The 20,794-nt window shown below is 61.8% G+C and carries 17 protein-coding genes and 1 pseudogene; 15 read left to right on the forward strand and 3 right to left on the reverse strand.

What is annotated here, in order from left to right; translation table 11 throughout:
- Positions 1–93 precede the first annotated feature (93 nt).
- Genes EOB36_RS08780 through EOB36_RS08815 form a run of 8 tightly spaced genes read left to right on the forward strand, consistent with a single transcriptional unit; the run spans position 94 to position 10,396 of the window.
- On the forward strand, positions 94–1,635 hold the full coding sequence (locus EOB36_RS08780) for a sugar ABC transporter ATP-binding protein (RefSeq protein WP_128284683.1): 1,542 nt from the start codon (positions 94–96) through the stop codon (positions 1,633–1,635).
- Positions 1,636–1,654: 19 nt separating this feature from the next.
- Positions 1,655–2,644: an ABC transporter permease gene (locus EOB36_RS08785; RefSeq protein ID WP_095486265.1), complete on the forward strand. Its 990-nt coding sequence runs from the start codon at positions 1,655–1,657 to the stop codon at positions 2,642–2,644.
- Positions 2,645–2,672: 28 nt separating this feature from the next.
- Positions 2,673–3,653 (forward strand): sugar-binding transcriptional regulator, encoded by a 981-nt coding sequence (locus EOB36_RS08790; RefSeq protein ID WP_128284684.1) that lies wholly within the window; start codon positions 2,673–2,675, stop codon positions 3,651–3,653.
- Positions 3,650–4,645, forward strand: a complete 996-nt coding sequence (locus EOB36_RS08795) for an aldo/keto reductase (RefSeq protein WP_128284685.1) — start codon at positions 3,650–3,652, stop codon at positions 4,643–4,645. The genes EOB36_RS08790 and EOB36_RS08795 overlap by 4 nt, the downstream gene beginning before the upstream one ends.
- Positions 4,646–4,663: 18 nt before the next feature.
- Complete coding sequence (locus EOB36_RS08800; RefSeq protein WP_128284686.1) at positions 4,664–6,400, forward strand: glycerol-3-phosphate dehydrogenase/oxidase; 1,737 nt, start codon at positions 4,664–4,666, stop codon at positions 6,398–6,400.
- Complete coding sequence (locus EOB36_RS08805; RefSeq protein ID WP_128284687.1) at positions 6,373–7,215, forward strand: class I fructose-bisphosphate aldolase; 843 nt, start codon at positions 6,373–6,375, stop codon at positions 7,213–7,215. The genes EOB36_RS08800 and EOB36_RS08805 overlap by 28 nt, the downstream gene beginning before the upstream one ends.
- A 23-nt stretch (positions 7,216–7,238) precedes the next feature.
- The gene (locus EOB36_RS08810; protein WP_128284688.1) at positions 7,239–8,750 is read left to right on the forward strand and encodes an FGGY-family carbohydrate kinase; all 1,512 of its coding nucleotides are present in this window, start codon (positions 7,239–7,241) and stop codon (positions 8,748–8,750) included.
- The gene (locus EOB36_RS08815; RefSeq protein WP_128284689.1) at positions 8,747–10,396 is read left to right on the forward strand and encodes a GMC family oxidoreductase; all 1,650 of its coding nucleotides are present in this window, start codon (positions 8,747–8,749) and stop codon (positions 10,394–10,396) included. Before EOB36_RS08810 ends, EOB36_RS08815 begins: the two co-directional genes overlap by 4 nt.
- A gap of 212 nt (positions 10,397–10,608) precedes the next feature.
- Here the strand turns inward: EOB36_RS08815 and EOB36_RS08825 are convergent, their stop codons facing one another.
- Positions 10,609–11,583, reverse strand: a complete 975-nt coding sequence (locus EOB36_RS08825; RefSeq protein WP_128284690.1) for an AraC family transcriptional regulator — start codon at positions 11,581–11,583, stop codon at positions 10,609–10,611.
- 806 nt (positions 11,584–12,389) lie between these two features.
- On the opposite strand from EOB36_RS08825, the gene EOB36_RS08830 reads away from it, so the two are divergent.
- Both EOB36_RS08830 and EOB36_RS08835 read left to right on the forward strand, forming a co-directional pair.
- Entirely contained in the window at positions 12,390–13,397 is a 1,008-nt protein-coding gene (locus tag EOB36_RS08830; RefSeq protein ID WP_164897481.1) for a methyltransferase, read from the forward strand.
- A gap of 41 nt (positions 13,398–13,438) precedes the next feature.
- A pseudogene (locus tag EOB36_RS08835) lies at positions 13,439–13,660 on the forward strand (RES domain-containing protein); the annotation flags it as partial.
- 52 nt (positions 13,661–13,712) lie between these two features.
- On the opposite strand, the gene EOB36_RS08840 reads toward EOB36_RS08835, so the two are convergent.
- On the reverse strand, positions 13,713–14,732 hold the full coding sequence (locus EOB36_RS08840) for an LLM class flavin-dependent oxidoreductase (RefSeq protein ID WP_128284692.1): 1,020 nt from the start codon (positions 14,730–14,732) through the stop codon (positions 13,713–13,715).
- A 214-nt stretch (positions 14,733–14,946) separates the two neighbouring features.
- Here EOB36_RS08840 and EOB36_RS08845 point away from each other — a divergent pair, with 214 nt between their 5' ends.
- A complete protein-coding gene (locus EOB36_RS08845; protein WP_095486276.1) occupies positions 14,947–15,201 on the forward strand; it encodes a helix-turn-helix domain-containing protein in 255 nt (84 codons plus the stop codon).
- On the forward strand, positions 15,201–16,526 hold the full coding sequence (locus tag EOB36_RS08850; protein ID WP_127204206.1) for a type II toxin-antitoxin system HipA family toxin: 1,326 nt from the start codon (positions 15,201–15,203) through the stop codon (positions 16,524–16,526). The genes EOB36_RS08845 and EOB36_RS08850 overlap by 1 nt, the downstream gene beginning before the upstream one ends.
- Before the next feature lie 392 nt (positions 16,527–16,918).
- On the opposite strand, the gene EOB36_RS08855 is transcribed toward EOB36_RS08850, so the two are convergent.
- Entirely contained in the window at positions 16,919–17,707 is a 789-nt protein-coding gene (locus EOB36_RS08855; protein ID WP_128284693.1) for a class I SAM-dependent methyltransferase, read from the reverse strand.
- Between the two features lie 162 nt (positions 17,708–17,869).
- Here EOB36_RS08855 and EOB36_RS08860 point away from each other — a divergent pair, with 162 nt between their 5' ends.
- The 3 genes from EOB36_RS08860 to EOB36_RS08870 are packed head-to-tail and all read left to right on the forward strand — an operon-like array spanning position 17,870 to position 20,788.
- Positions 17,870–18,952 carry an ABC transporter substrate-binding protein gene (locus EOB36_RS08860; RefSeq protein WP_245467700.1) on the forward strand — a complete coding sequence of 361 codons (1,083 nt, stop codon included), beginning with the start codon at positions 17,870–17,872 and terminating at the stop codon, positions 18,950–18,952.
- Complete coding sequence (locus EOB36_RS08865) at positions 18,942–20,009, forward strand: iron ABC transporter permease (protein ID WP_126103123.1); 1,068 nt, start codon at positions 18,942–18,944, stop codon at positions 20,007–20,009. Before EOB36_RS08860 ends, EOB36_RS08865 begins: the two co-directional genes overlap by 11 nt.
- Positions 20,003–20,788 (forward strand): ABC transporter ATP-binding protein, encoded by a 786-nt coding sequence (locus EOB36_RS08870; RefSeq protein ID WP_095486281.1) that lies wholly within the window; start codon positions 20,003–20,005, stop codon positions 20,786–20,788. The genes EOB36_RS08865 and EOB36_RS08870 overlap by 7 nt, the downstream gene beginning before the upstream one ends.
- Positions 20,789–20,794: the final 6 nt, after the last annotated feature.

Below are 20,794 nucleotides of genomic sequence, written 5' to 3' on the forward strand. Positions count from 1 at the left end.
GGAGCTCTTTCGGAATGCTCGAACCGGACGGGGCGCGCTCGCGCCCCGTCGACCGGGCCATTGTCGTCAATATCAACGCTGCAGGGGGACGGGGTGACTGCCGCCGCCATTCTTGAAATCCGCGACATCTCGAAATCCTTCGGCGCCATCAAAGCGCTGACCGGGGTCGATTTCACGCTGCAGCGGGGCGAAATTCACGCGCTGTGCGGCGAGAATGGCGCGGGCAAGTCCACGCTGATGAATATCATCGCCGGCATTGTGCAACCCGACGAAGGCACCATTCATCTCGAAGGCAAGGACATCACCATCGCATCGCCATCCGCCGCGCAGCGGCTTGGCATAGGGCTCGTCCATCAGGAAATCGCGCTCTGCCAGGATGCTACGGTCGCCGAGAATATTCTCATGGCGGCGATCAACAACCGGCGCGCGCCCCTGATGAATTTTCGTCGGCTCTACGCCGATGCGCAAAAGATAATGGACCTGCTGGCGCCGATCCCGGTCGAGACGCCGGTCGCCGAGCTTTCGATTTCCAACCAGCAACTTGTGGAAATCGCCAAGGCGTTGACGCTCGAATGCCGGGTGCTGATGCTCGACGAGCCGACAGCCGCCCTGACCGATTTCGAGGCGCGGCGCCTTTTCGCAATCATACGCGATCTCAAGGCGCGCGGAATTTCAATCATCTACATCAGCCACCGCATGGCCGAGATCTTCAGCCTGTGCGACCGCGTCACGGTCTTTCGTGACGGCAGATATGTAGCGACCGATTCTATCGCTTCGGTCACTCCCAATGATGTCGTGCGCAAGATGGTCGGGCGCGAAATCACGCAGCTCTATCCGCAAAAGCTCTCGCCTGAACGGCGCGGCGATCGTCCTGTGCTGTCGGTCGGGAACCTCTCCTATCGAGAGGGTTCGGACGGCGTCAGCTTCGCGCTTCGCGCAGGCGAAATTCTTGGCATCGGCGGATTGATTGGCGCCGGCCGCAGCGAGATGGTTCAGACCGTTTGCGGCTTGCGCCCGAAAGTGTCGGGATCTATCGAACTCAATGGCGAGCCGGTCAGCATCAGGACCTACAGCGATGCAGTGCGCGCGGGCCTGGTCTATCTCTCCGAGGACCGCAAGGCGTCGGGCCTGTTCCTGGACCTGTCGATTGCGTCGAACATCTCCGCGCTGGACCTTCGGAAACTCACCACCCCCCTTGGGCTGCTCGACCGCCGCGCCGAGGCAAAGCAGGCCACCGAGCTGGTGGAGCGCCACGGTGTGCGCATGGGCGGCATCGAGACACAGGTGTCGACGCTTAGCGGTGGTAATCAGCAGAAAGTAGCCATCGCCAGGCTTCTTTCGGTTGGCCCCAAAGTGGTCATTCTGGACGAGCCCACACGCGGGGTCGATGTCGGCGCCAAAGTGGAAATCCATCGCCTGCTTCGCGACCTTGCCGAGCGAGGCGTCGGCGTCATCGTGATTTCATCCGAGCTTCCGGAATTGATCGGGCTCAGTGACCGGGTGCTTGTCGTGCACGAAGGGGTCATCGTCGGCGAATTAGGGGCGGACGAATTGACCGAAGAGGCGATCATGCTGCTGGCTTCGGGTGTCCGGCAGCAACGATCAAACGCAAGGCAGGCTCACAATGTCGCTTAGACAGACCGGAGGAACCCTCATGGACGCTGAAATCAAGGCGAGCGCCCCGGGGCTTGGCGGGCGCAACTGGCTGCGTCTGGGGTCAATGCGCGAGGCGGGGCTGATCGCAATCATGCTGGCGCTGTGCGTCGCCATGACATTTGCCTCGCCGCATTTCCTGACCTGGGGAAATTTCCGGGCCATGCTGATGAGCTTCTCCATTGAAGGCATCGTCGTGGTCGGCATGACGATACTCCTCATTGTCGGCGGCATCGATCTTTCCGTCGGGTCGGTGGTCTGCTTCTCCATGGTCGTGTCAGGCGCTCTCTTCCTGATGGGACTGGACCCGTGGACCGCGAGCCTCATTGGCATAGGCGCCAGCGCGCTGATCGGCGCAGCGATGGGCTTCTTCGTGACCGTCATCGGGCTCAATCACTTCATCACGTCGCTGGCGGCGATGGTCATCGTGCGCGGTCTTTGCCTTGTCATCACCAAGGGAACCCCGCTTTCGCTGTTCACCCTGCCGCCCGGGTTCAAGGCGATCGGCCAGGGCAGCTTCGGCAACGTGCCTTATGTCATCGTCATCTTTGTCGTGGTCGTGGCCATCTTCGATTTCCTGCTTCGGCGCGCCACCGCGTTCCGCAAGGTCTTCTATACCGGCAGCAACGAGAAGGCGGCTCAGTTTTCGGGCATCAAGACCAAGCAGGTCAAATTCTGGGTCACGGTCCTCTGCTCGACCCTCGCGGGCTTTGCCGGCGTCATCTACATGTCGCGGTTTGGCGCTGCGACCCCGACCTTCGGCGCTGGCATGGAGCTTAACATCATCGCAGCGGCCGTGATCGGCGGGGCGTCGCTCAATGGCGGCTCGGGCACCATCTTCGGCGCCATACTGGGCATGGCGCTGCTCTCCGTCGTCACAAGCTCGCTGATCCTGCTCGACGTCTCCGTCTATTGGCAGGACATGATCAAGGGATGCATCCTGCTCGCGGCGGTATCGATCGACCATTTCCTGCACAGCAGGAAATCCTGAGCAGCAGCGCAAGAGTTGAGCATCCATCATGTCACCAACCAATTCGCGGGACGACATCACAATCGTCCGCCAGATGTATCAGGCGCTTGTGCTTCATTACATGGAAGGCAAGACGCAGGCTGAAATCGCCAAGGAGCTCGGCATCTCGCATGCGACCGTCAACCGGCTGATCAAGCGCGGTCATCAACTCGGGCTTGTCGAGATCAAGATCAAGTCGCCGATCGAGCAACTGGTCGACATCGAAGCGCGACTTGTGGCGATAGGTGGCATTCAAAGGGCCGTCGTCGTCCCTTCCGTCTCGGACAATCCGCAGACTGCGCTCCAGCGCGTCGGCGAGGCCGCGGCCCGGCTGGTGCTCGAGACGATCAAGGACGGCGATACGATTTCCATTACCGGGGGCAAGGGAGTGAGTGCCGTCGTCGCCGGCCTCAAGCCGAACCGCAGCTACGACGTCGAGGTCGTGCCCGCGACCGGCCTGGTCCAGGGCAAGCATTACACCGACGTCAATCATGTCGCGTCGCTGATGGCCGACAGGCTCGGCGGGCGCGCCTATCAGATTCACGCGCCGCTGTTTGCCGACAGCCCGGCCCAACGCGACATGTTGATGGGCGTCCGGGCCGTTTCGGACGTCTTCAGCAAGGCGCGGGAGGCAACGCTTGCGGTTGTCGGCATCGGCTCCATCCTGACCGACGATTCGAGCTATTACGATCTGCACCCGTCCTCGAGCGCCGACCGGCTGGCCATTGAACGCTCGGGCGCGGCGGGCGAGCTGCTCGCCCATCTCATAGACGGCAACGGCGAGCTCGCGGACTACCGCCTCAACCACTCGCTCGTTTCGCTGACGCTCGAGGAATTCGCGACCATTCCGCAGTCGATCGGGGTCGCCAGCGGCGCAAGCAAGGTGGTCCCGATCCTCAGTGCCATGCGCGGCACTCACCTCGATACCCTCGTCACCGACGAAACCACCGGCTTGAAGATCCTCGAGCTCGCCGAAGGAAATGCAGCATGAATTCTCGACAGATCACCCGCTCAATCGGCAAGTCCGGCGTTGTCACTTCGGCGGTCGGGCTCGGCACCTGGGCCATCGGCGGCTGGATGTGGGGTGGCACCGATGAAGCAGAATCGATCGCTGCGATCCAGGCGTCCATCGAAGCCGGCGTCTCGCTGATCGACACCGCGCCGGCTTACGGTCTCGGCCGCAGCGAGGAGATCGTCGGCAAGGCCATCAAGGGCCGGCGCGATCGCGCGGTCATCGCCACCAAATGTGGCCTGAACTGGCATTCGAAAAAGGGCAACCACTTCTTCGATCAGGACGGAAAGCCCGTGAACCGATATCTGGGCGCCGACGGCATCGCTTATGAAGTGGAGCAGAGCCTACGGCGGCTCGGCACCGATTATATCGATCTCTACATCACTCATTGGCAGGACCCGACGACCCCCATTGCCGAGACAATGGAAGCGCTCGAACGCCTCAAATCAGCTGGCAAGATCCGCGCCATCGGCGCAAGCAATCTCAACGCCGCCGAGCTGCAGCAGTATGTAGAAGCTGGCCAGCTCGACGCGATCCAGGAGAGATATTCGATGCTGGATCGCGAGATTGAGCAGACATTGCTGCCGATCGCGCGCCGGCATCGAGTGGCTACGCTCAGTTACTCGTCGCTTGCGCTCGGCCTGCTTTCGGGTGCGATCGATCCGGCACGTGAGTTCAGCGGCGACGACCAGCGCAAAGACAATCCGCGCTTCTCTCAGGCCAACCGGCGCAAGATAGCCGCTTTGAAGCATGCCCTGACCCCAGTCGCGGAGGCCCACCAGGCAAGCATGGCGCAGATCGTCATCGCCTGGACGCTGGCGCAGCCCGGCATCACCTTCGCGTTGTGTGGAGCACGAAACGCGAAGCAGGCGGTCGACAATGCCAGGGCAGGGGAGATTTCGCTGAGCGCCGCGGAACTGACGGCCGTCGATGCGGCGGTGGCCGGGCATCTCGTGGCGATAGATGCGTGATCGAAAGCGCATCCTGAGATGAATCGCATCCAGACGATCGTCGGCTTGCGCGACAATCCCGATGTTGACGTGCTCGTCATAGGCGGCGGCATTAACGGCATCAGCGTGTTTCGCGAACTCGCTTTGCAGGGCGTCGATGTGCTGCTTGCGGAAAAGGGCGATTACTGTTCCGGCGCCAGCGCAGCCCTCTCGCGCATGGTTCATGGCGGCTTGCGCTATCTTGAAAACGGTGAGTTCAAACTGGTCCGCGAATCTCTGCTCGAACGCGATCGGCTGTTGAAGAACGCGCCGCACTACGTTGCGCCACTGCCAACCACGGTGCCTATCTTCGACCTGTTCTCAGGCATGGCAAATGGCGCAGTTCGCTTCCTTGGGCTAAGCCGTCGTCCTGGCCGGCGCGGCGCATTGGTCATCAAGACCGGCTTGGCGATGTATGACTTCTTCACCGCCGCACGGCGTGTCGTTCCTACGCACAAATTCAGGAGCCGCGCTGAGACACTCAAGGTCTGGCCTGCAATCAATCCTGCTATTCGCAATTCTGCGACATACTATGATGCCTGGGTCAGCCACCCCGAGCGGCTGGGTACCGAGATGCTGTGCGATACCATGAAGGAAAAGCCGTCCGCTCGGGCGCTCAACTATGCACGCGTATCGCTCGGTGACGCGAGCCTGATGCTTAACGACGGATTGTCCGGCGAAACTGTAGCCGTGAAGCCGCGGCTCGTAGTCAACGCCACAGGCGGCTGGATCGACTTGACCAATTCGGCGATCGGAGCCGTTGCGCCGAAGCTTATGGGCGGCACCAAAGGTTCGCATCTGATCGTCGACAATCGCGAGCTTCATGGCGCGCTCGACGGTCACATGATCTACTACGAGAACGAGGACGGCCGGATCTGCATCCTGTTTCCCTATCTCGGCAACGTGCTGGTCGGCTCGACGGATATCCGTGTCGACGATCCCGACCAGGCACGCTGCATGGACGACGAGCGGCAATACATTCTGCAGTCCCTGTCCTTCGTGTTTCCTGGGATCGAGATCGCCGATACCGATATCGTTTTTCAGTTCACCGGAGTGAGGCCGCTGCCGATAAGCCAAGACAGTTTTACCGGGCGCATCCCCCGCGATCATTTCTGCGAGCTTGTCGAGGGTGCCGGTATAGTGCCGCCGACGCTCTGCATGATCGGCGGAAAATGGACGACCTTCCGATCGTTCGGCGAACTGGCAGCCGATATCGTGCTCGAGCGATTGCGCCGGCAGCGCATCGTCGGCACCGAAAACATGCCGATCGGCGGCGGCCGGGATTTTCCCATTGCCCCCGCAAAATGGTGCGCAGAACGCGCGACGGCGCACGGCCTGTCGCTTGAGCGCATGCGCAGCCTTTTCGAGCGCTACGGTACCGCGGCGGATGCCATCGCCGCCCATATGGCAGCGGGACAGGACGAGCTCTTGCCCGGCAGCGACTACTCGGCCCGGGAGGTTCGATATCTCATCGCCAATGAATATGTCGAGCAGTTGGAGGATCTGCTGCTCCGCCGCACGACAATCGCCATCACCGGTGCGCTCTCGGCCGATCTTCTCGATGCGGTTCTCGACATTCTCGCTGTCGAAAAGAACTGGGACGCCACGCGCAAGGCGTTCGAGCGGACCGATTTCCTTGCCCTCTTGCAACGCCGGCACGGCGTCGATCTCGACCAGCTATCCCAAAAAGACCACGGAAGGAGCGCCGAATGCGCATCAACAAGAAAGTCCGCATGAACCGCTTGTTCGGCGGAGCGCGCTGTCTCGACGTCGCAATCGACCATGGCGTGTGCAACGAGCCGTCGTTCCTCGAAGGGCTAGAGGATATGGCCGGCGTCGTCGCTCAGCTGGTCGCCGCGGGACCGGACGCCATTCAGATGAATTATGGTCAGGCCGATCTGCTGCAGTCCTTGCCCGGCAAGGACAAGCCAGCATTGGTCATGCGCATAGACATGGGAAATCCATATAACAAAAACCGCCATCGCTCGATGTGGGCCATCCTGCAGAACGAAGCCGAGCCACTGATCGGCGCGCTCGAGATGGACGCGGCCTGCGTGGTCGTCAATCTGTTCATGCTGCCCGATGAGCCGGATCTCTTCCGGCAATGCGTCCACAACATTGCCCGCGTTCGCGCCGACTGCGAAAAATACGGCCTGCCGCTGATGATCGAGCCGCTGGCAATGCTGCCCAACTCGGAGCGCGGAGGCTACATGGTCGACGGCGACCCCGAAAAGATCGTCACCCTGACCCGGCTCGCCAGCGAGATGGGCGCCGACATCATCAAGGCGGACCCGACCTCCGATCCGAACGACTTCCACCGGGTCGTGGCGGCGGCGCGCTGTCCTGTCCTTGTGCGCGGTGGGGGCAGGGAGGATTTGCGCGCCGTCTTCGACAAGTCGGCGGCGCTGATGGCGCAGGGCGCGGCAGGCATGGTCTATGGCCGCAACATATACCAGCATTCCAACCCTCGGGCCGTCGTGAGAGGATTGATGGCGATCATCCATGAGAATGCGGACGGCGCGGCGGCCTGGGAGCTCTACCAACAAGAATAATCCTGGCGCTTGGGAGGAGCTTAATGCAGCAATACATTCTGGGTCTTGATGCGGGCAACACCGTCATCAAGGCCATCATCTTCGACACCGACGGTCGCGAGCTCGCGCTCGCCGCTCGGGACGGCCGCTCCTGCATGCCAAAGCCCGGCCATGTCGAGCGGGACCTCGGCGAACTGTGGCGCAGCGCCGTCGAGGTCATCCGCCAGTGTCTCGACCAGTCGGGCATCGACCCCCGCGACATCGCCGTGATCGGCTGCGCCGGCCACGGCAACGGGCTTTATGCGCTAGACCGCAGCGGCGACCCGCTGCTCGGCATCCAGTCGCTCGACACGCGCGGCGTCGGCTTCGTGAGCGAATGGGCCGCCGCAGGCGTTGGCGACCGGACCTATGTCCACTGCCTGCAACGGCCCTGGGCGGCGCAGACGCCGACTCTGCTGGCGTGGCTCAAGCGCCATGACCCGGCGCTTTTTGCCCGAATAGGCACCGTCTTCCTGTGCAAGGATTTTGTCGTCAACCGCCTCACCGGCGCGCGCTCAACCGAGACCTCGGATATGTCGGGCTGCGGGCTTTTGCACATACCCGGCCGACGCTACGAGCGTGAGTTGCTGGCCGCCTACGGTCTCGACGATTGCATGGAACTGCTGCCGAACATGCTGGAAGCCTCCGACATCGCCGGCCATATCACGCGCGATGTCGCCGCCGCCACCGGCCTTCGGGCGGGCACGCCCGTGGTGGCTGGCCTGTTCGACGTCGTCGCCAGCGCCATCGGTTCGGGTGTCACCAGCACCGGCGCCGCCTCCATCATTGCCGGCACCTGGAGCATCAACCAGGTTATCACCGAAGAGCCGATCCGCGATCCGTCGATCTTCATGCTGTCGACATTCGATCCGGTGCGCTACCTCGCCATCGAATCGAGCGCCACTTCGGCCGCAAATCTCGAGTGGATCGTGCGTGAGTTCTTCGAGCATGCGCCGGCAGGCGCATCGCCATTCGAGATATGCAGCGAGCTTGTTGCTTCCGTCGATCCCGCGGGAGACATGCCGATCTACCACCCATTCCTTTACGGCTCGCAGCAGAATGGCAAGGCGCGTGCAGGTTTCTACGGCATCGCCGGCTGGCACACGCGGGCGCATATGCTGCGCGCACTGTTCGAGGGTGTCGTCTTCGAACATCGGCGCCATGTCGAGACGCTGCGTCGAGCGGGAGCCACTGTCAGCCAGGCGGTTCTTTCGGGCGGCGGCTCGCGCAGCGCCATCTGGCCGCAGATATTTGCCGATGTGCTGAAAGTGCCGGTGACCGTGGCGCGCAGCCGCGAGACTGGTGCGCTGGGAGCTGCAATTGCAGCCGGGACCGGCGTCGGCTTGTTTGCCGACTTCTCTGCGGGCGTCGCCGCGATGACCGCGCCCGACCGCTTCTACAAGCCCAATAGCGAGATCGCACCGTTCTATGAGCAGCGCTATCGTCTGTATGGCGAGATCAACCAGGCCATGGGTCCGCTATGGGACAGGATGGCAAGCGAACGGACCTCAAATTGACACAGACCGTTGCCGATTTTGGACAATACGACTTCATCATCGTCGGCGCGGGTTCAGCCGGCTGCGTGCTGGCCAACAGACTGTCGGCCAATCCAGGCATGCGCGTGCTGCTTCTGGAGGCCGGCGGCAGTGACCGCTACCACTGGGTCAACATTCCCATCGGCTATCTCTATTGCATGGGCAACCCGCGCACCGATTGGCTGATGAAGACCGAGCCTGAAGCCGGGCTGAACGGTCGTGCGCTTAACTATCCGCGCGGCAAGCTTCTGGGCGGCTGCTCGTCGATCAACGGCATGATCTACATGCGCGGCCAGGCGGCCGACTATGACGGCTGGCGGCAAGCCGGAAATCTTGGTTGGGGCTGGGATGACGTGCTTCCATATTTCCGCAAGTCCGAGGACCATTTTGGCGGTGCGAGCGACCTTCACGGCGCCGGTGGCGAATGGCGCGTCGAGCGCCAACGCCTGTCCTGGCCAATCCTGGATGCCTTCCGCGACGCTGCCGAGGAACTCGGCATCCCCCGGACCGAGGATTTCAACGGCGGGACCAACGAAGGGTCGGGCTATTTCGAGGTCAACCAGAGGAAGGGCGTGCGCTGGAATACCTCGAAAGCGTTCCTGCGGAGCGTGCTTCGGCGGCCGAATTTGCGCGTCGTGACCGGCGCCGAGACCGAGAACCTAAATTTCGACGGAGCTTGCGTCACCGGCGTTGTCTTCCGCATGGGCGGTCAGTTGCATCGTGCGCGGGCAGGCGAGACGATACTTGCTGCTGGCGCGATCAATTCGCCGAAGCTGCTCGAGCTTTCCGGCGTCGGCCGACCTGCCGTGCTTGGCTCAGCAGGAATCCCGGTTCGCCACGCATTGGGTGGCGTCGGCGAGAACCTGCAGGATCATCTGCAGATCCGCACTGTCTTCAAGGTCGCCAATGCCTCGACGCTAAACCAGCGCTACCACAATCTGCTCAGCCGCGCGGCCATGGGCGTCGAATACGCCGTCCGTCGCACCGGACCGCTGTCGATGGCGCCGAGCCAGCTTGGCATCTTCGCCAGAAGCGACCCACGCCTGGAGACGCCCGATCTCGAATACCATGTTCAGCCATTGAGCACCGACCGGCTGGGCGAGCCGCTGCATCGCTTCCCCGCGGTCACGGTTTCGGTCTGCAACCTCAGACCGGAAAGCCGCGGCACTGTCCACATAGAGACGCCCGATCTGCAGACTGCCCCGAAGATCCGGCCGAACTATTTGTCTACCGAGGGAGACCGGACGGTGGCTGTAGCATCGCTCCGCCATGTCCGCCGCTTGATGAAGGCGCGCGCCGTTGCCCGTTTCGCGCCTGAGGAAATGCTGCCCGGCGCACAATATGAAGGCGATGAAGATCTCGTCCGCAAGGCTGGCGATATCGGCACGACGATTTTCCACCCGGTTGGCACCTGCAAGATGGGCGCAGACCCGATGGCGGTTGTCGACGGCCGGCTGCGGGTGCACGGCATTTCAGGCCTGCGCATCGTCGATGCTTCGATTATGCCGACGATCGTTTCCGGCAACACCAACTCTCCAGTGGTGATGATCGCGGAGAAGGCATCGGAAATGATCTTGCAGGACGCAACCACAAGAATGATCCTCGGTGGCGCATCTGCGCCAACCTAGGCTGACACCTCTTGACTTGAGGATCAGGGTGCCGATGCGCCAATCGCGCCATCAGCGCCTTCGCGGCGATGGACCAAAGTAGCCAGCAGTGCCCAGTCCTGGGCTGGCACACCGCCGCGGGACGCCCGAATCGGCCAACAGCATCGGCGTATGGTCGAACTTCAGGTCCCTCAGAGGCTTCGCGGGCGACATGCCCAAACACTCATTGGCTGTTAAAAGCCGAGCGTCCCCTGGCGGATATCGGAGGGTGTCGCGCCGTAGAGCCGCCGGAAGGCGCGATGAAAGTAGGAGAGATCCCCGAAGCCGGCTTCGAATGCGATCGAGCTGATCGTCCAGTCGGCGTAACGTGGATCACTGAGGAGCCGACGGGCGCGCGCGAGACGCTGATCGAGCACGAAGGAGGAAAACGTCCTCCCCTCGGTCTCGAACAGCTTTTGAACGCAGCGTGGCGTGACGCCATGGCGCAGCGCCACGGCGCCGACGGTGAGGTCGTGGCAGCCGAGATTGCTGACGATATCGGCCTTGACAGCCTTGAGCCGTGCTGCACGCAGGCCGCGACCTTCGGTGATCGCCGCGGCATCCCGGGTCGCGCCGATCGCCAGCGCGACGAGGTCTTGGATATGGGTTGCCGCAAGGTTCGCAACCGCTGGCGTTAAGGGCTGGTCCACATCCTCAAGTGTGGCAGCGTAGCTGACGAGCAATCGCAAGGAATCGACTGTCGACGGAATGGGTTTGCAGATCGCGTCCTCCACGTTGCCGACCATCGGGGCGAGCACATCGTGCGGGGTGCGAAAGGCGAGCCGGTGTTGACGTTCACGAGGAATTGCAAGGCCCGGCTCAGCACATGCAAACACTGCGGCCTCGCCCGCACTGATCGTGCACTCGCGGCCGATTTGGTCGACCGTTTGGGCGCCGGATAAAGCCACAAACAGAACGATGTCGTCGCTGTCGATCAGCGCCGGTGTGCGCCTGTACTGCATGCCGGCAGCTGCTCCACTGGCAATGTCAACACCGGGCAGCGCACGCAGCGTGATGCTTGCGTCAGGCGAGCTGTCCGGCACGGGGTCAATCTCGAATTTCGTAATCGCGCGCCCGAGCACTTCGCGCCAAAACTCGAAGCGGTCCGGCTCTGGCAACCCCTCGGTTGAAAAGCAGATTGACGCAAACTCGGCGGCTGAGGAGGCCATTTAAACCCTCTCTATGCTTCCCGATTTGTGCGAGAATTGCAACTTATCGACGAGAAATACAACTTTCCAGTAAAAAATCACGTTTTCGCGCGAGTCCATAATCGCGTTCGCTTCTGCCCACGACTCGACGAGCCGGGTTCGGTAGCATCAACAAACATGGTGATCGCGCACGGTGAAAAACGCCACGACCTTTCGAAGCGATAAACGAAACGACGCTGCGATGGCCTGTTGATCCACGGCAGTTCTCCAAGTCTACGCAGCGCAGGAAGGAACCCGACGTTCCGTTTGGTGGCAGTATTCGACATGCGTTTGTCATGGCCGCCACAACTCAAGTCTCGCGGCGGCGAGGTTGCCCGGCCGTGCCTTGGCGCAAACGCCTTTGTGCTGCCTCTTTCCAGGGGCGCGCAGTGTCCTGATCCAAGCGAACGCACGAGCCGAGCCGCAAATGACTTCTGAGCAGAGGAGGAGCCAGATGATCTGGAAAATCCGAAGAGTGCACGTGGAATGGAGATTCGTCCACGAAGACGCTCTCAGTCCTCATTCATTCCCACCTCCCGTCAAGGCGTGCGGGGACGACGCTGCAAGATGGCGTCAGTGGTTGCGCGACCCACTCTCGCATCCAGATCTCGAGGTGATGTCGCTGACCCAACTCGCCGACCTCCCGTTCGACCCGCGTCGTTTCAGCCGGGAATGAGGCCGGCCAGTTCTGTTGTTTTCAAATGGACAACCGCCATAGACAAAAGGCTCACCTGGCCGCGAGAGTTTCCACTTCAATGCAAACAAAGTGGCTCACGATGAAACATGACATGTCGAACACCCTTGCCGACATTTCCGACGTGCAAGACGTCCTGGCGATGACACTCGGCGTAGCGAAAACCCACGTACTTGGCGTCGCTGCAGAACTAGGCATTGCCGACCTGCTCAAGCACGGCCCCCGGTCGGTCGCGGAAATCGCCGCGACAACGAAGACAAATCAAGGCGCGCTGCTGCGTCTGATGCGCGTTCTGGCCAGCCTCGGTATTCTGGAAGAACCGACGCCCGGCATGTTCGTCAACACCAGCAAGGGGCGGCTCCTTCAGACTGGCGCGCCACGCTCGGTCCGCCACTATGCCATGCTGATGGCGCAGGAGTGCTTAGCCGCCTCGTGGCCGTGCCTGCTGCATAGTATGCGCACCGGCGAGAGCACGTTCGAGAAGACGAACGGCCATGGGATATACGAGTACTTCCGCATGAACCCAGCGGCGGGAGCAGTCATGAATCAGGCCATGAGCGAGATGTCCAGCCAGGAACGCGTAGCCATTTGCGACGCCTACGAATTCGCACCGGACCTTTCGGTCGTCGACGTCGGCGGCGGGCGTGGCGGACTTTTGCTGAGCATTCTCGAAGCCCATCCGGGCATTAGGGGAACGCTGCTCGATCTGCCGCACGTGGCCACCGAGGCGCAGGAGATGCTGGCGGCGCGCGTCGTTGATCGGTGCAAGATCGTCGGCGGTGACTTCCTTCGTGAGGTCCCGGGTGGCGGTGATCTCTACATTCTGAAGCGCATTCTCGTAGACCAAACCGACGATACGGCAATGGCGGTGCTGCGGAACGTCCGCACCGCCATCGCCCCACAAGGCGCCCTGCTGATCGCCGACCCGGGCGTAGAGTCCCTCTACGGCCGGAGCTTCGACATGCTCATGCTCATGATTTTCGGGGGAAAGCTCCGCAGCGAGTCTGATCTTGCGGCGTTGTTGGAAAAAGCCGGCTTCCGGCTCACGCGAACGATGAAAACTGCATCTGCAATCCATCTGGTCGAAGCGGTGCCGATCTAGGCACTGAACTATCGCCAATATGGAAGAGGGCCCGGCATTTGCAGCTCATCGCCTGGGCGACGGCTCTCAGCGGGGGAGAGCGTCCTGCGTCCTGGTCCATCTATGACCGACTGCGACCTCAAGGCATTGCCGGTATTCTGATTCCGAGTTTTGCTCCGGGCGCCGAGACGGAGGACCGCAACCTGGTGCTGTGGGACTGGGGTCCGGATCTTTCGCACAAGGTGAACGTGTTCGATCCGAGCGGCCGGCTGCCGAAGGACTAGCTGTCCTGGCGATGAAGCATTCGCGGAAGGGCAGGGGCTTTGGCCGCAGGCGTCAGCGCCAGCCCAGGGCCGGGGCGACATGGGTCAGGATCGCCTCGATGACATGCGCGTTGTAATCGACGCCGAGCTGGTTGGGAACGGTGAGCAGCAGCGTGTCGGCCTCCGCAACGGCCTCGTCCTTCTTCAGTTCCTCGATGAGGCCGTCCGGCTCGGCGGCATAGGTGCGGCCGAACACGGCGCGCCTGTCCGCTTCGATGTAGCCGAAATGATCCTCGCTCTCATTGCTACCGAAATAGGCGCGGTCGCGATCGTCCACCAGCGCGAAGATGCTACGGCTCACCGACACCCGCGGCTCGCGTTCGTGACCGGCCGCTTTCCAGGCCGCACGAAAGGCCCAGATCTGTTCGGCCTGCTGAATGTGAAAAGGCTTTCCGCCCTCGTCGAATTTGAGCGTGGAGCTCTGCAGGTTCATTCCCAGTTTCGCCGCCCATTCCGCGGTGGCATTGGTCGCGGCGCCCCACCAGATCCTGTCGCGCAAACCCTCCGAGTGTGGTTCGACGCGAAGCAGGCCGGGCGCGTTTGGAAACATCGGCCGCGGGTTCGGCTGGGCAAAGCCTTTGCCGCGCAAGACTTCGAGCAGCACTCCCGTGTGCCGCCGGGCCATGTCGGCGTCGCTCTCACCCTCTTGCGGGGCATAGCCGAAGTAGCGCCAGCCGTCGATCACCTGCTCGGGCGAGCCGCGGCTGATGCCCAGCTGCAGACGCCCGCCGGCGATCAGGTCGGCGGCACCGGCGTCCTCGGCCATATAGAGCGGGTTCTCGTAGCGCATGTCGATCACCGCTGTGCCGATCTCGATGCGGCTGGTCTTGGCGCCGACTGCCGCCAACAGCGGGAATGGCGAGCCGAGTTGCCGTGCGAAATGATGCACACGGAAATATGCCCCGTCGGCGCCCAGCGCCTCGGCAGCAACGGCAAGCTCGATGGATTGCAGCAGAGCGTCGGAGGCTGATTGCGTCTGCGATTGCGGCGAGGGCGCCCAGTGTCCGAACGACAGAAACCCGATTTTTTTCATGAGAATGCCACGTCAGAGTGAAAGGCGTTTTCGTTATCTAGTTATTGAACCGCTCGCCTGCCACGCCAATTCAGACCTGGCGGCTTTGGAAGCGCCATACGCAAACGCGTATTTTCACCTTTTATACGCCTTCGCGTATATCTAGATTTTAAACGCGAACGCGTATATTGACAGTTTATACGCCCTCGCGTATATTGATGCGTGGAGGATTGCTATGACCGATCAGATCGCCCGCACAGAAAAACAGCTTGGCGCCATCCTGCGCCGCGCTCGAAAACAGGCACGGCTGAGCCAGGGGGCTCTAGGCGAACAAATCCATCTGCGCCAGGGCACTGTCTCACGTCTGGAAGCCGGAGAGCCCGCTGTCCAGCTGCGCACTTTAATGGAAGCGCTTTCGGCTCTGAACCTTGAACTGGTCGTCCGGCCACGCACCCAAGGCAGTGCCGCCGATATCGAGGACCTGTTCTGATGGCACGGAAACGCGCTCACGCTCCTCTCAATGTCTTTCTGAACAGCCGCCATGTCGGCGTCCTGCGCCGTGAGGCGACAGGTGCTATCGACTTCCAATACGGACGCGACTGGCTGAACTGGCGCGGCACGTTCCCAGTGTCACTGTCGCTGCCCTTGCGCGAGGATCGGTATATTGGCACCCCCGTCATCAATGTGTTCGACAACCTGCTGCCTGACAGCGACCTCATCCGAAAGCGCGTCGCCGAACGCGTTGGCGCAGACGGCACAGACGCCTTCAGCCTGCTGACGGCCCTCGGTCATGATTGCGTCGGCGCACTCCAGTTTCTGCCTGATGGCGTCGAGCCCGGGACCGCCGGCGACACCGACGGCAAACCGATCACTGACGACGAGATCACCGACATTATCAAGAATCTCGCGGCAGCACCCCTCGGCATGGGCGAAGACGAAGATTTCCGAATCTCGATCGCCGGCGCTCAGGAAAAAACCGCGCTGCTGCGTAAGGACGGCCAATGGTTCAAGCCGACAGGAACGACGGCAACCACCCACATCCTCAAACCGCAGATCGGGCAGCTTCCCAATGGCATCGACCTCTCCAACAGCGTCGAGAACGAATATCTATGCCTCAGACTGCTGCATTCGTTTGGTATCCCAACACCCCCCGTTGAAATCGCCGATTTCGGGGAACGCCGCACACTGATCGTCGAACGCTTCGATCGCCTTTGGGCAAGAGATGGGCGACTGCTGCGACTGCCGCAGGAAGACATCTGCCAGGCGCTATCGATCCCGCCGACAAAAAAGTACCAGTCTGATGGTGGTCCCGGTATGCGCGAGATCATCAATCTGCTCAAAGGCAGCGACACGCCTGATGCCGACATCACGACGTTCATGCGTGCGAGCATCATATTCTGGCTGCTCGGCGCGACCGATGGGCATGCAAAAAATTTCAGCATTTTCCTCGGTCCCGGCGGACGCTATCGCATGACACCGCTGTACGATGTGCTGACAGCGCAGCCGAGCCTCGACCAGGGCCAAATTCAACGCAAGAAATTCAAACTTGCGATGTCCGTCGGAACAAATCGCCACTATGCCATCAGTGACATCGTGCCACGACATTTCATGCAGACGGCAGATATCGCTGGTGTCGGCACTCCGGCGATGCGGGCGATTTTTGAAGACATTGAAGCCAATGCCGATCGGCAAGTACAAGCTGTTGTCGGGTCGCTGCCCGGTAGCTTCCCCGATCAGCTTGTGACCTCGACCGTGGCGGCCATCAAGCACCGCAGCCAGCTCGTAGCAAATTCTCTGGAGGCTTCTCATGTCTGAGTTGGGGCAACGCCCGCGGATAGCAATCCTTGGCTAGGGCTCTCTGATCTGGGACAAGCGCCCCGAATTCGATGAAAAACATGCCCCCTGGGAAGATGATGGCCCGGCACTTAAACTGGAATTCTCGCGTATTTCCGATACCCGAACAGGGGCTCTGACCCTGGTGATCGACACTGACTACGGTCAGGAGTGCATCGTCCAATATGCGCTTAGTACCCGCACAAACCCAGCCGATGCCGTCGCTGATCTGCGCTGCCGCGAAGGCACTGTCATCTGAGCTAAAGCAGACCGGCAGCTATTCGTTGTCGTGCCGTCGCCCCGCTCCTTTGAGGCGACGGACGGCTTCAAACGAAGCAGGCATGGTGCGACCGACGCTGGCAGCGCCGAGGAGTTTACTTCGGCTTCGTCGCGCAGATCGCGAAGCGGTGTTGGATGGCTCGCTCGATCGCCTTAGGCCAACTCATCTGTCGAGCCTGAGCGCGATGGATCGCGCCCAGTTTCCAGTCGACGACGGGCTGATCGAACCCGGCTTCGGCCAGCAAGCGCCTTATCTCTCCCGCCCGTGCGCCGCCTGAGAAATGGACGCGGGCGAGAATGCGTTTGTGGCGTCCGGCCATGGCGGTGCATTCATTGTCTGCGACCCGCGACTTGCCTGCCGTGAGCTTCTCCCAAACCTCCCGCAATCTCGTCGCCCAGTTGCGGCTGACAAAATCCCCGTCGATGACCAGCAGCTTGCCGCCGGGCTTCAGTAGCGAGAACCATTCGGCAAAGGCCGCCTTCGGATCCACCAGCGTCCAGACGAGATGGCGGGTGACGATGACGTCATAGCTGGCCTTGTCTTCGAATGTCCGCTCAGCGTCCCTTACGCTGAAGCGGATATCGGCGCCGCGGTTTTGCGCTTTGGCGCGCGCCTTGGCGAGCATGGCTTCCGACCAGTCGAGGCCCGTCACCACAAATCCCAACTCGTGCATCAGATGCGAAATCACGCCCGTCCCACAGGCGAGGTCCAGAGATGTCCGCCCTGCGCCGGGTCCAAGATGCCTGCTTATGAGCGCATGCCAGGCGGCGCGCTCCCGCTCCGAAAAAATCTCGTGGCCGACCTGCAGGTCGAACGTCTCGGCGCGGTCGGACCAATAGTCCCGAATTTCGTCGCGCAGCGAATAATTTGCGTGAGCCGTCATCGCCCGAAACGCTCTCCCCCAAAGCCGTACATTGGAATTGCTCTAAAAGATAATTCTTGATTACACAACTCATGTTTTCTAAGCCGTGGCGGCAAACTAAATCACGAGAGCACAATGATTTTGAAGTCGATATTTGCGGCCGCGGTCGCCCTCGCAGCGTTCATGCCGCTTACCCTCGGCGCGCGCGCCGAAACCGTCACCGACATTAGCGGCCGCAAGGTCGAGGTGAAGACGCCGGTTGAGAAGGTCATCCTCGGCGAAGGCCGGCAGACCTACCTGATTGCCGCGCTCGATACCGACAATCCCTTCAAGCGGATCGTCGGCTGGCGCGAGGATTTCTCGCAGGCCGATCCCGACAATTACGCCGTCTATCTGGAAAAATTCCCCTCGATGGCCACGATCCCGACCTTCGGCGGTTTCAAGGACGGCACGTTCGACATCGAGCAGGCCATCGCGCTTCAGCCGGACGTGATGATCATGAATATCGAGTCCAAGCAGGCAACCGAGGACGCGCAATACATCGAAAAGCTCGCCGCCGTCGGCATCCCGGTGGTCTATGTCGATTTCCGCGAGCATCCCTTCACCAACACCGAGCCGAGCATGCGCCTCATCGGCAAGCTCTTTGGCCAGGAGGAGCGGGCGGAGGCGTTCATCGCCTACCGCGCGGCCCAGATCGCGCGGGTCACCGATGTTATAGCAAAGAATGTTCCCAAGCGCCCAACCGTGTTCATCGAGCGCGCTGGAGGCTATTCCGACGATTGCTGCATGAGCTTCGGCAACGACAATTTCGGCAAGTTCGTAGAGATGGCCGGCGGCCAGAACATCGCGGCGGACCTGATCCCGGGCACGTTTGGCGCGCTCAACCCCGAACAGATCATCGCAAGCGATCCCGACCAGGTGATTGTGACGGGCGGTAACTGGGAAGCGTATGTGCCGGGCGGCAAATGGGTCGGCGTCGGTCCCGGCGCGGACGAGGCGGAGGCACTGAAGAAGCTCAAGGGTCTGACGGAACGGCCCGCGCTAACCGGCGTCAAGGCGGTGGAAAACGGGCAGGTCCACGCCATCTGGCACCAGTTCTACAACAGCCCCTATCAGTTCGTCGCCATCCAGCAGATGGCCAAGTGGCTGCACCCCGACCTGTTCGACGATCTGGACGCCGAGGCCACCTTCAAGGAGTTGCACGAGAAGTTCCTGCCGGTCGAGTACAGGCCTGGCCATTGGGTCTCGCTCTCCAATGAGCAGTGAGCCAGCGGCATTGTCGGCAAAGGAAGGGCGCGGCCTCTACCGCGCCCTCGTCCTGCGCAAGCAGCTTATCCTCGCAGGCCTCGTCCTGGCGCTGCTCCTGAGCCTTTGCGTCGACCTCGCCCTCGGCCCTGCCAGCTACAGCCTCGACCAGGTGGTCCTCGCCCTCGTTTCTCCGGGCAGCGTGCCGCTTCAGGTGCGCGTGGTGCTGTGGGAAATCCGGCTTCCCATCGCGCTGATGGCGGTGGTCGTGGGCGCATCACTGTCGGTCGCCGGGGCGCAGATGCAGACCATCCTGAACAATCCGCTCGCCAGTCCGTTCACGCTCGGCATTTCGGCGGCGGCCAGCTTCGGCGCCGCGCTTGCGCTTGCCTTCGGCGTCGCGCTCATCCCCGCCGCGATCGAATATGTCGTGCCGCTCAACGCCTTCGTGGTTGCGATGCTGACCGCGCTCGTCATCCACCTGCTGAGTCTCAAGCGCGGCGTGACGGTTGAAACCATCGTGCTTCTCGGCATCGCGCTCGTCTTCACCTTCAATGCGCTGCTGTCGCTCGTCCAGTATCTTTCCTCAGAGCAGGCGCTCGCCGCGGTCGTGTTCTGGACGATGGGAAGTCTCACCAAGGCCACCTGGCCCAAGCTCATCATCACCAGCCTCATCCTTCTCGCAACGCTTCCGATATTCGCGCGCCGCGCCTGGGCGCTGACGGCGCTGCGGCTAGGCGAAGACAAGGCCGCGAGTTTCGGGATCAAGGTCGCGCGCCTGAGGCTCGAAACCATGATGATGGTGAGCCTGCTCGCCGCCATTCCCGTCGCCTTTGTCGGCACGATCGGCTTCATCGGGTTGGTCGGCCCGCACATCGCCCGCATGCTGATTGGAGAAGATCAGCGCTTCTTCCTGCCCGCTTCCGCGCTTGCTGGCGCCCTCATCCTTTCGGCGAGCTCGGTTGCCAGCAAGTCGCTCATCCCAGGCACGATCTTTCCGATCGGCATCGTCACCTCGCTTGTCGGCATTCCCTTCTTCATCTCGCTGATCCTCTCGAATGTGAGGCGCTCATGGTAACGATCAGGCTCGATGGTCTCGGAGCGTTTCACGGCGCGCGGCTCGTCCTTTCGGACGTTTCAACTCCCACTTTTCGGGGTGGCGAGGTGGTTGCCGTCATCGGGCCCAACGCAGCGGGCAAGTCGACGCTTTTCAAGCGCATCGCAGGACTTTTGAAGGGCCCGGGCCGCGTCTGCCTCGATGGAGCGGCCAAGGGACCGGACGGCATCTGCTACATGCCTCAGGATACGGCAGCCAACGCGGTGCTGACCGTCTATGAATCGATCCTGCTCGCCCGCAAGCAGGGCTCGGCCTGGTCGGTCGGTGACGGCGACCTCGCGCTCATAGACGGTATCCTGGCCGCGCTCAGCATCTCGGATATTGCCTTTCGCAATGTCGGAGAACTGAGCGGCGGGCAAAGGCAGGTGGTAAGCATCGCACAGACCCTCGCCCGCGAACCTGAAATCCTGCTGATGGACGAGCCGACGTCCGCGCTTGACTTGCACCGGCAGGTCGAGGTGCTGAGCTTCATGCGCGGGCTTGCACGCAAGCACGGGATTGCAGTGCTGATCGCAATTCACGACCTCAATCAGGCCCTGCGCTTCGCCGACAAATGCATCGTCATCGCCGACGGCCGGATGTTCGCCTGCGGTACGCCGGAAGAGGTCGTTACGCCGGCGCTCCTTCGTGACGTTTATCGCGTCGAGGCGCGGGTCGAGCGATGCTCGCGGGGCATCGGTCATGTCATGGTGGATGGGGTTGCGGATGAAACGGCAGCGGCTGCGTCGATAGCAGCTTAGCCATCA

This window comes from Mesorhizobium sp. M6A.T.Cr.TU.017.01.1.1 (assembly GCF_004023115.1).
Classification (GTDB): Bacteria; Pseudomonadota; Alphaproteobacteria; order Rhizobiales; family Rhizobiaceae; genus Mesorhizobium; species Mesorhizobium mediterraneum.

Excerpts from the sequence above, each read along its gene's own strand:
- EOB36_RS08785 (WP_095486265.1), top strand. The coding sequence starts at position 1,655 with ATGGACGCTGAAATCAAGGCGAGCGCCCCGGGGCTTGGCGGGCGCAAC.
- EOB36_RS08795 (WP_128284685.1), top strand. The coding sequence starts at position 3,650 with ATGAATTCTCGACAGATCACCCGCTCAATCGGCAAGTCCGGCGTTGTC.
- EOB36_RS08845 (WP_095486276.1), top strand. The coding sequence starts at position 14,947 with ATGACCGATCAGATCGCCCGCACAGAAAAACAGCTTGGCGCCATCCTG.
- EOB36_RS08850 (WP_127204206.1), top strand. The coding sequence starts at position 15,201 with ATGGCACGGAAACGCGCTCACGCTCCTCTCAATGTCTTTCTGAACAGC.
- EOB36_RS08860 (WP_245467700.1), top strand. The coding sequence starts at position 17,870 with ATGCCGCTTACCCTCGGCGCGCGCGCCGAAACCGTCACCGACATTAGC.
- EOB36_RS08825 (WP_128284690.1), bottom strand. The coding sequence starts at position 11,583 with ATGGCCTCCTCAGCCGCCGAGTTTGCGTCAATCTGCTTTTCAACCGAG.
- EOB36_RS08800 (WP_128284686.1), top strand. The coding sequence starts at position 4,664 with ATGAATCGCATCCAGACGATCGTCGGCTTGCGCGACAATCCCGATGTT.
- EOB36_RS08830 (WP_164897481.1), top strand. The coding sequence starts at position 12,390 with ATGTCGAACACCCTTGCCGACATTTCCGACGTGCAAGACGTCCTGGCG.
- EOB36_RS08840 (WP_128284692.1), bottom strand. The coding sequence starts at position 14,732 with ATGAAAAAAATCGGGTTTCTGTCGTTCGGACACTGGGCGCCCTCGCCG.
- EOB36_RS08855 (WP_128284693.1), bottom strand. The coding sequence starts at position 17,707 with ATGACGGCTCACGCAAATTATTCGCTGCGCGACGAAATTCGGGACTAT.
- EOB36_RS08805 (WP_128284687.1), top strand. The coding sequence starts at position 6,373 with ATGCGCATCAACAAGAAAGTCCGCATGAACCGCTTGTTCGGCGGAGCG.
- EOB36_RS08790 (WP_128284684.1), top strand. The coding sequence starts at position 2,673 with ATGTCACCAACCAATTCGCGGGACGACATCACAATCGTCCGCCAGATG.
- EOB36_RS08870 (WP_095486281.1), top strand. The coding sequence starts at position 20,003 with ATGGTAACGATCAGGCTCGATGGTCTCGGAGCGTTTCACGGCGCGCGG.
- EOB36_RS08810 (WP_128284688.1), top strand. The coding sequence starts at position 7,239 with ATGCAGCAATACATTCTGGGTCTTGATGCGGGCAACACCGTCATCAAG.
- EOB36_RS08865 (WP_126103123.1), top strand. The coding sequence starts at position 18,942 with ATGAGCAGTGAGCCAGCGGCATTGTCGGCAAAGGAAGGGCGCGGCCTC.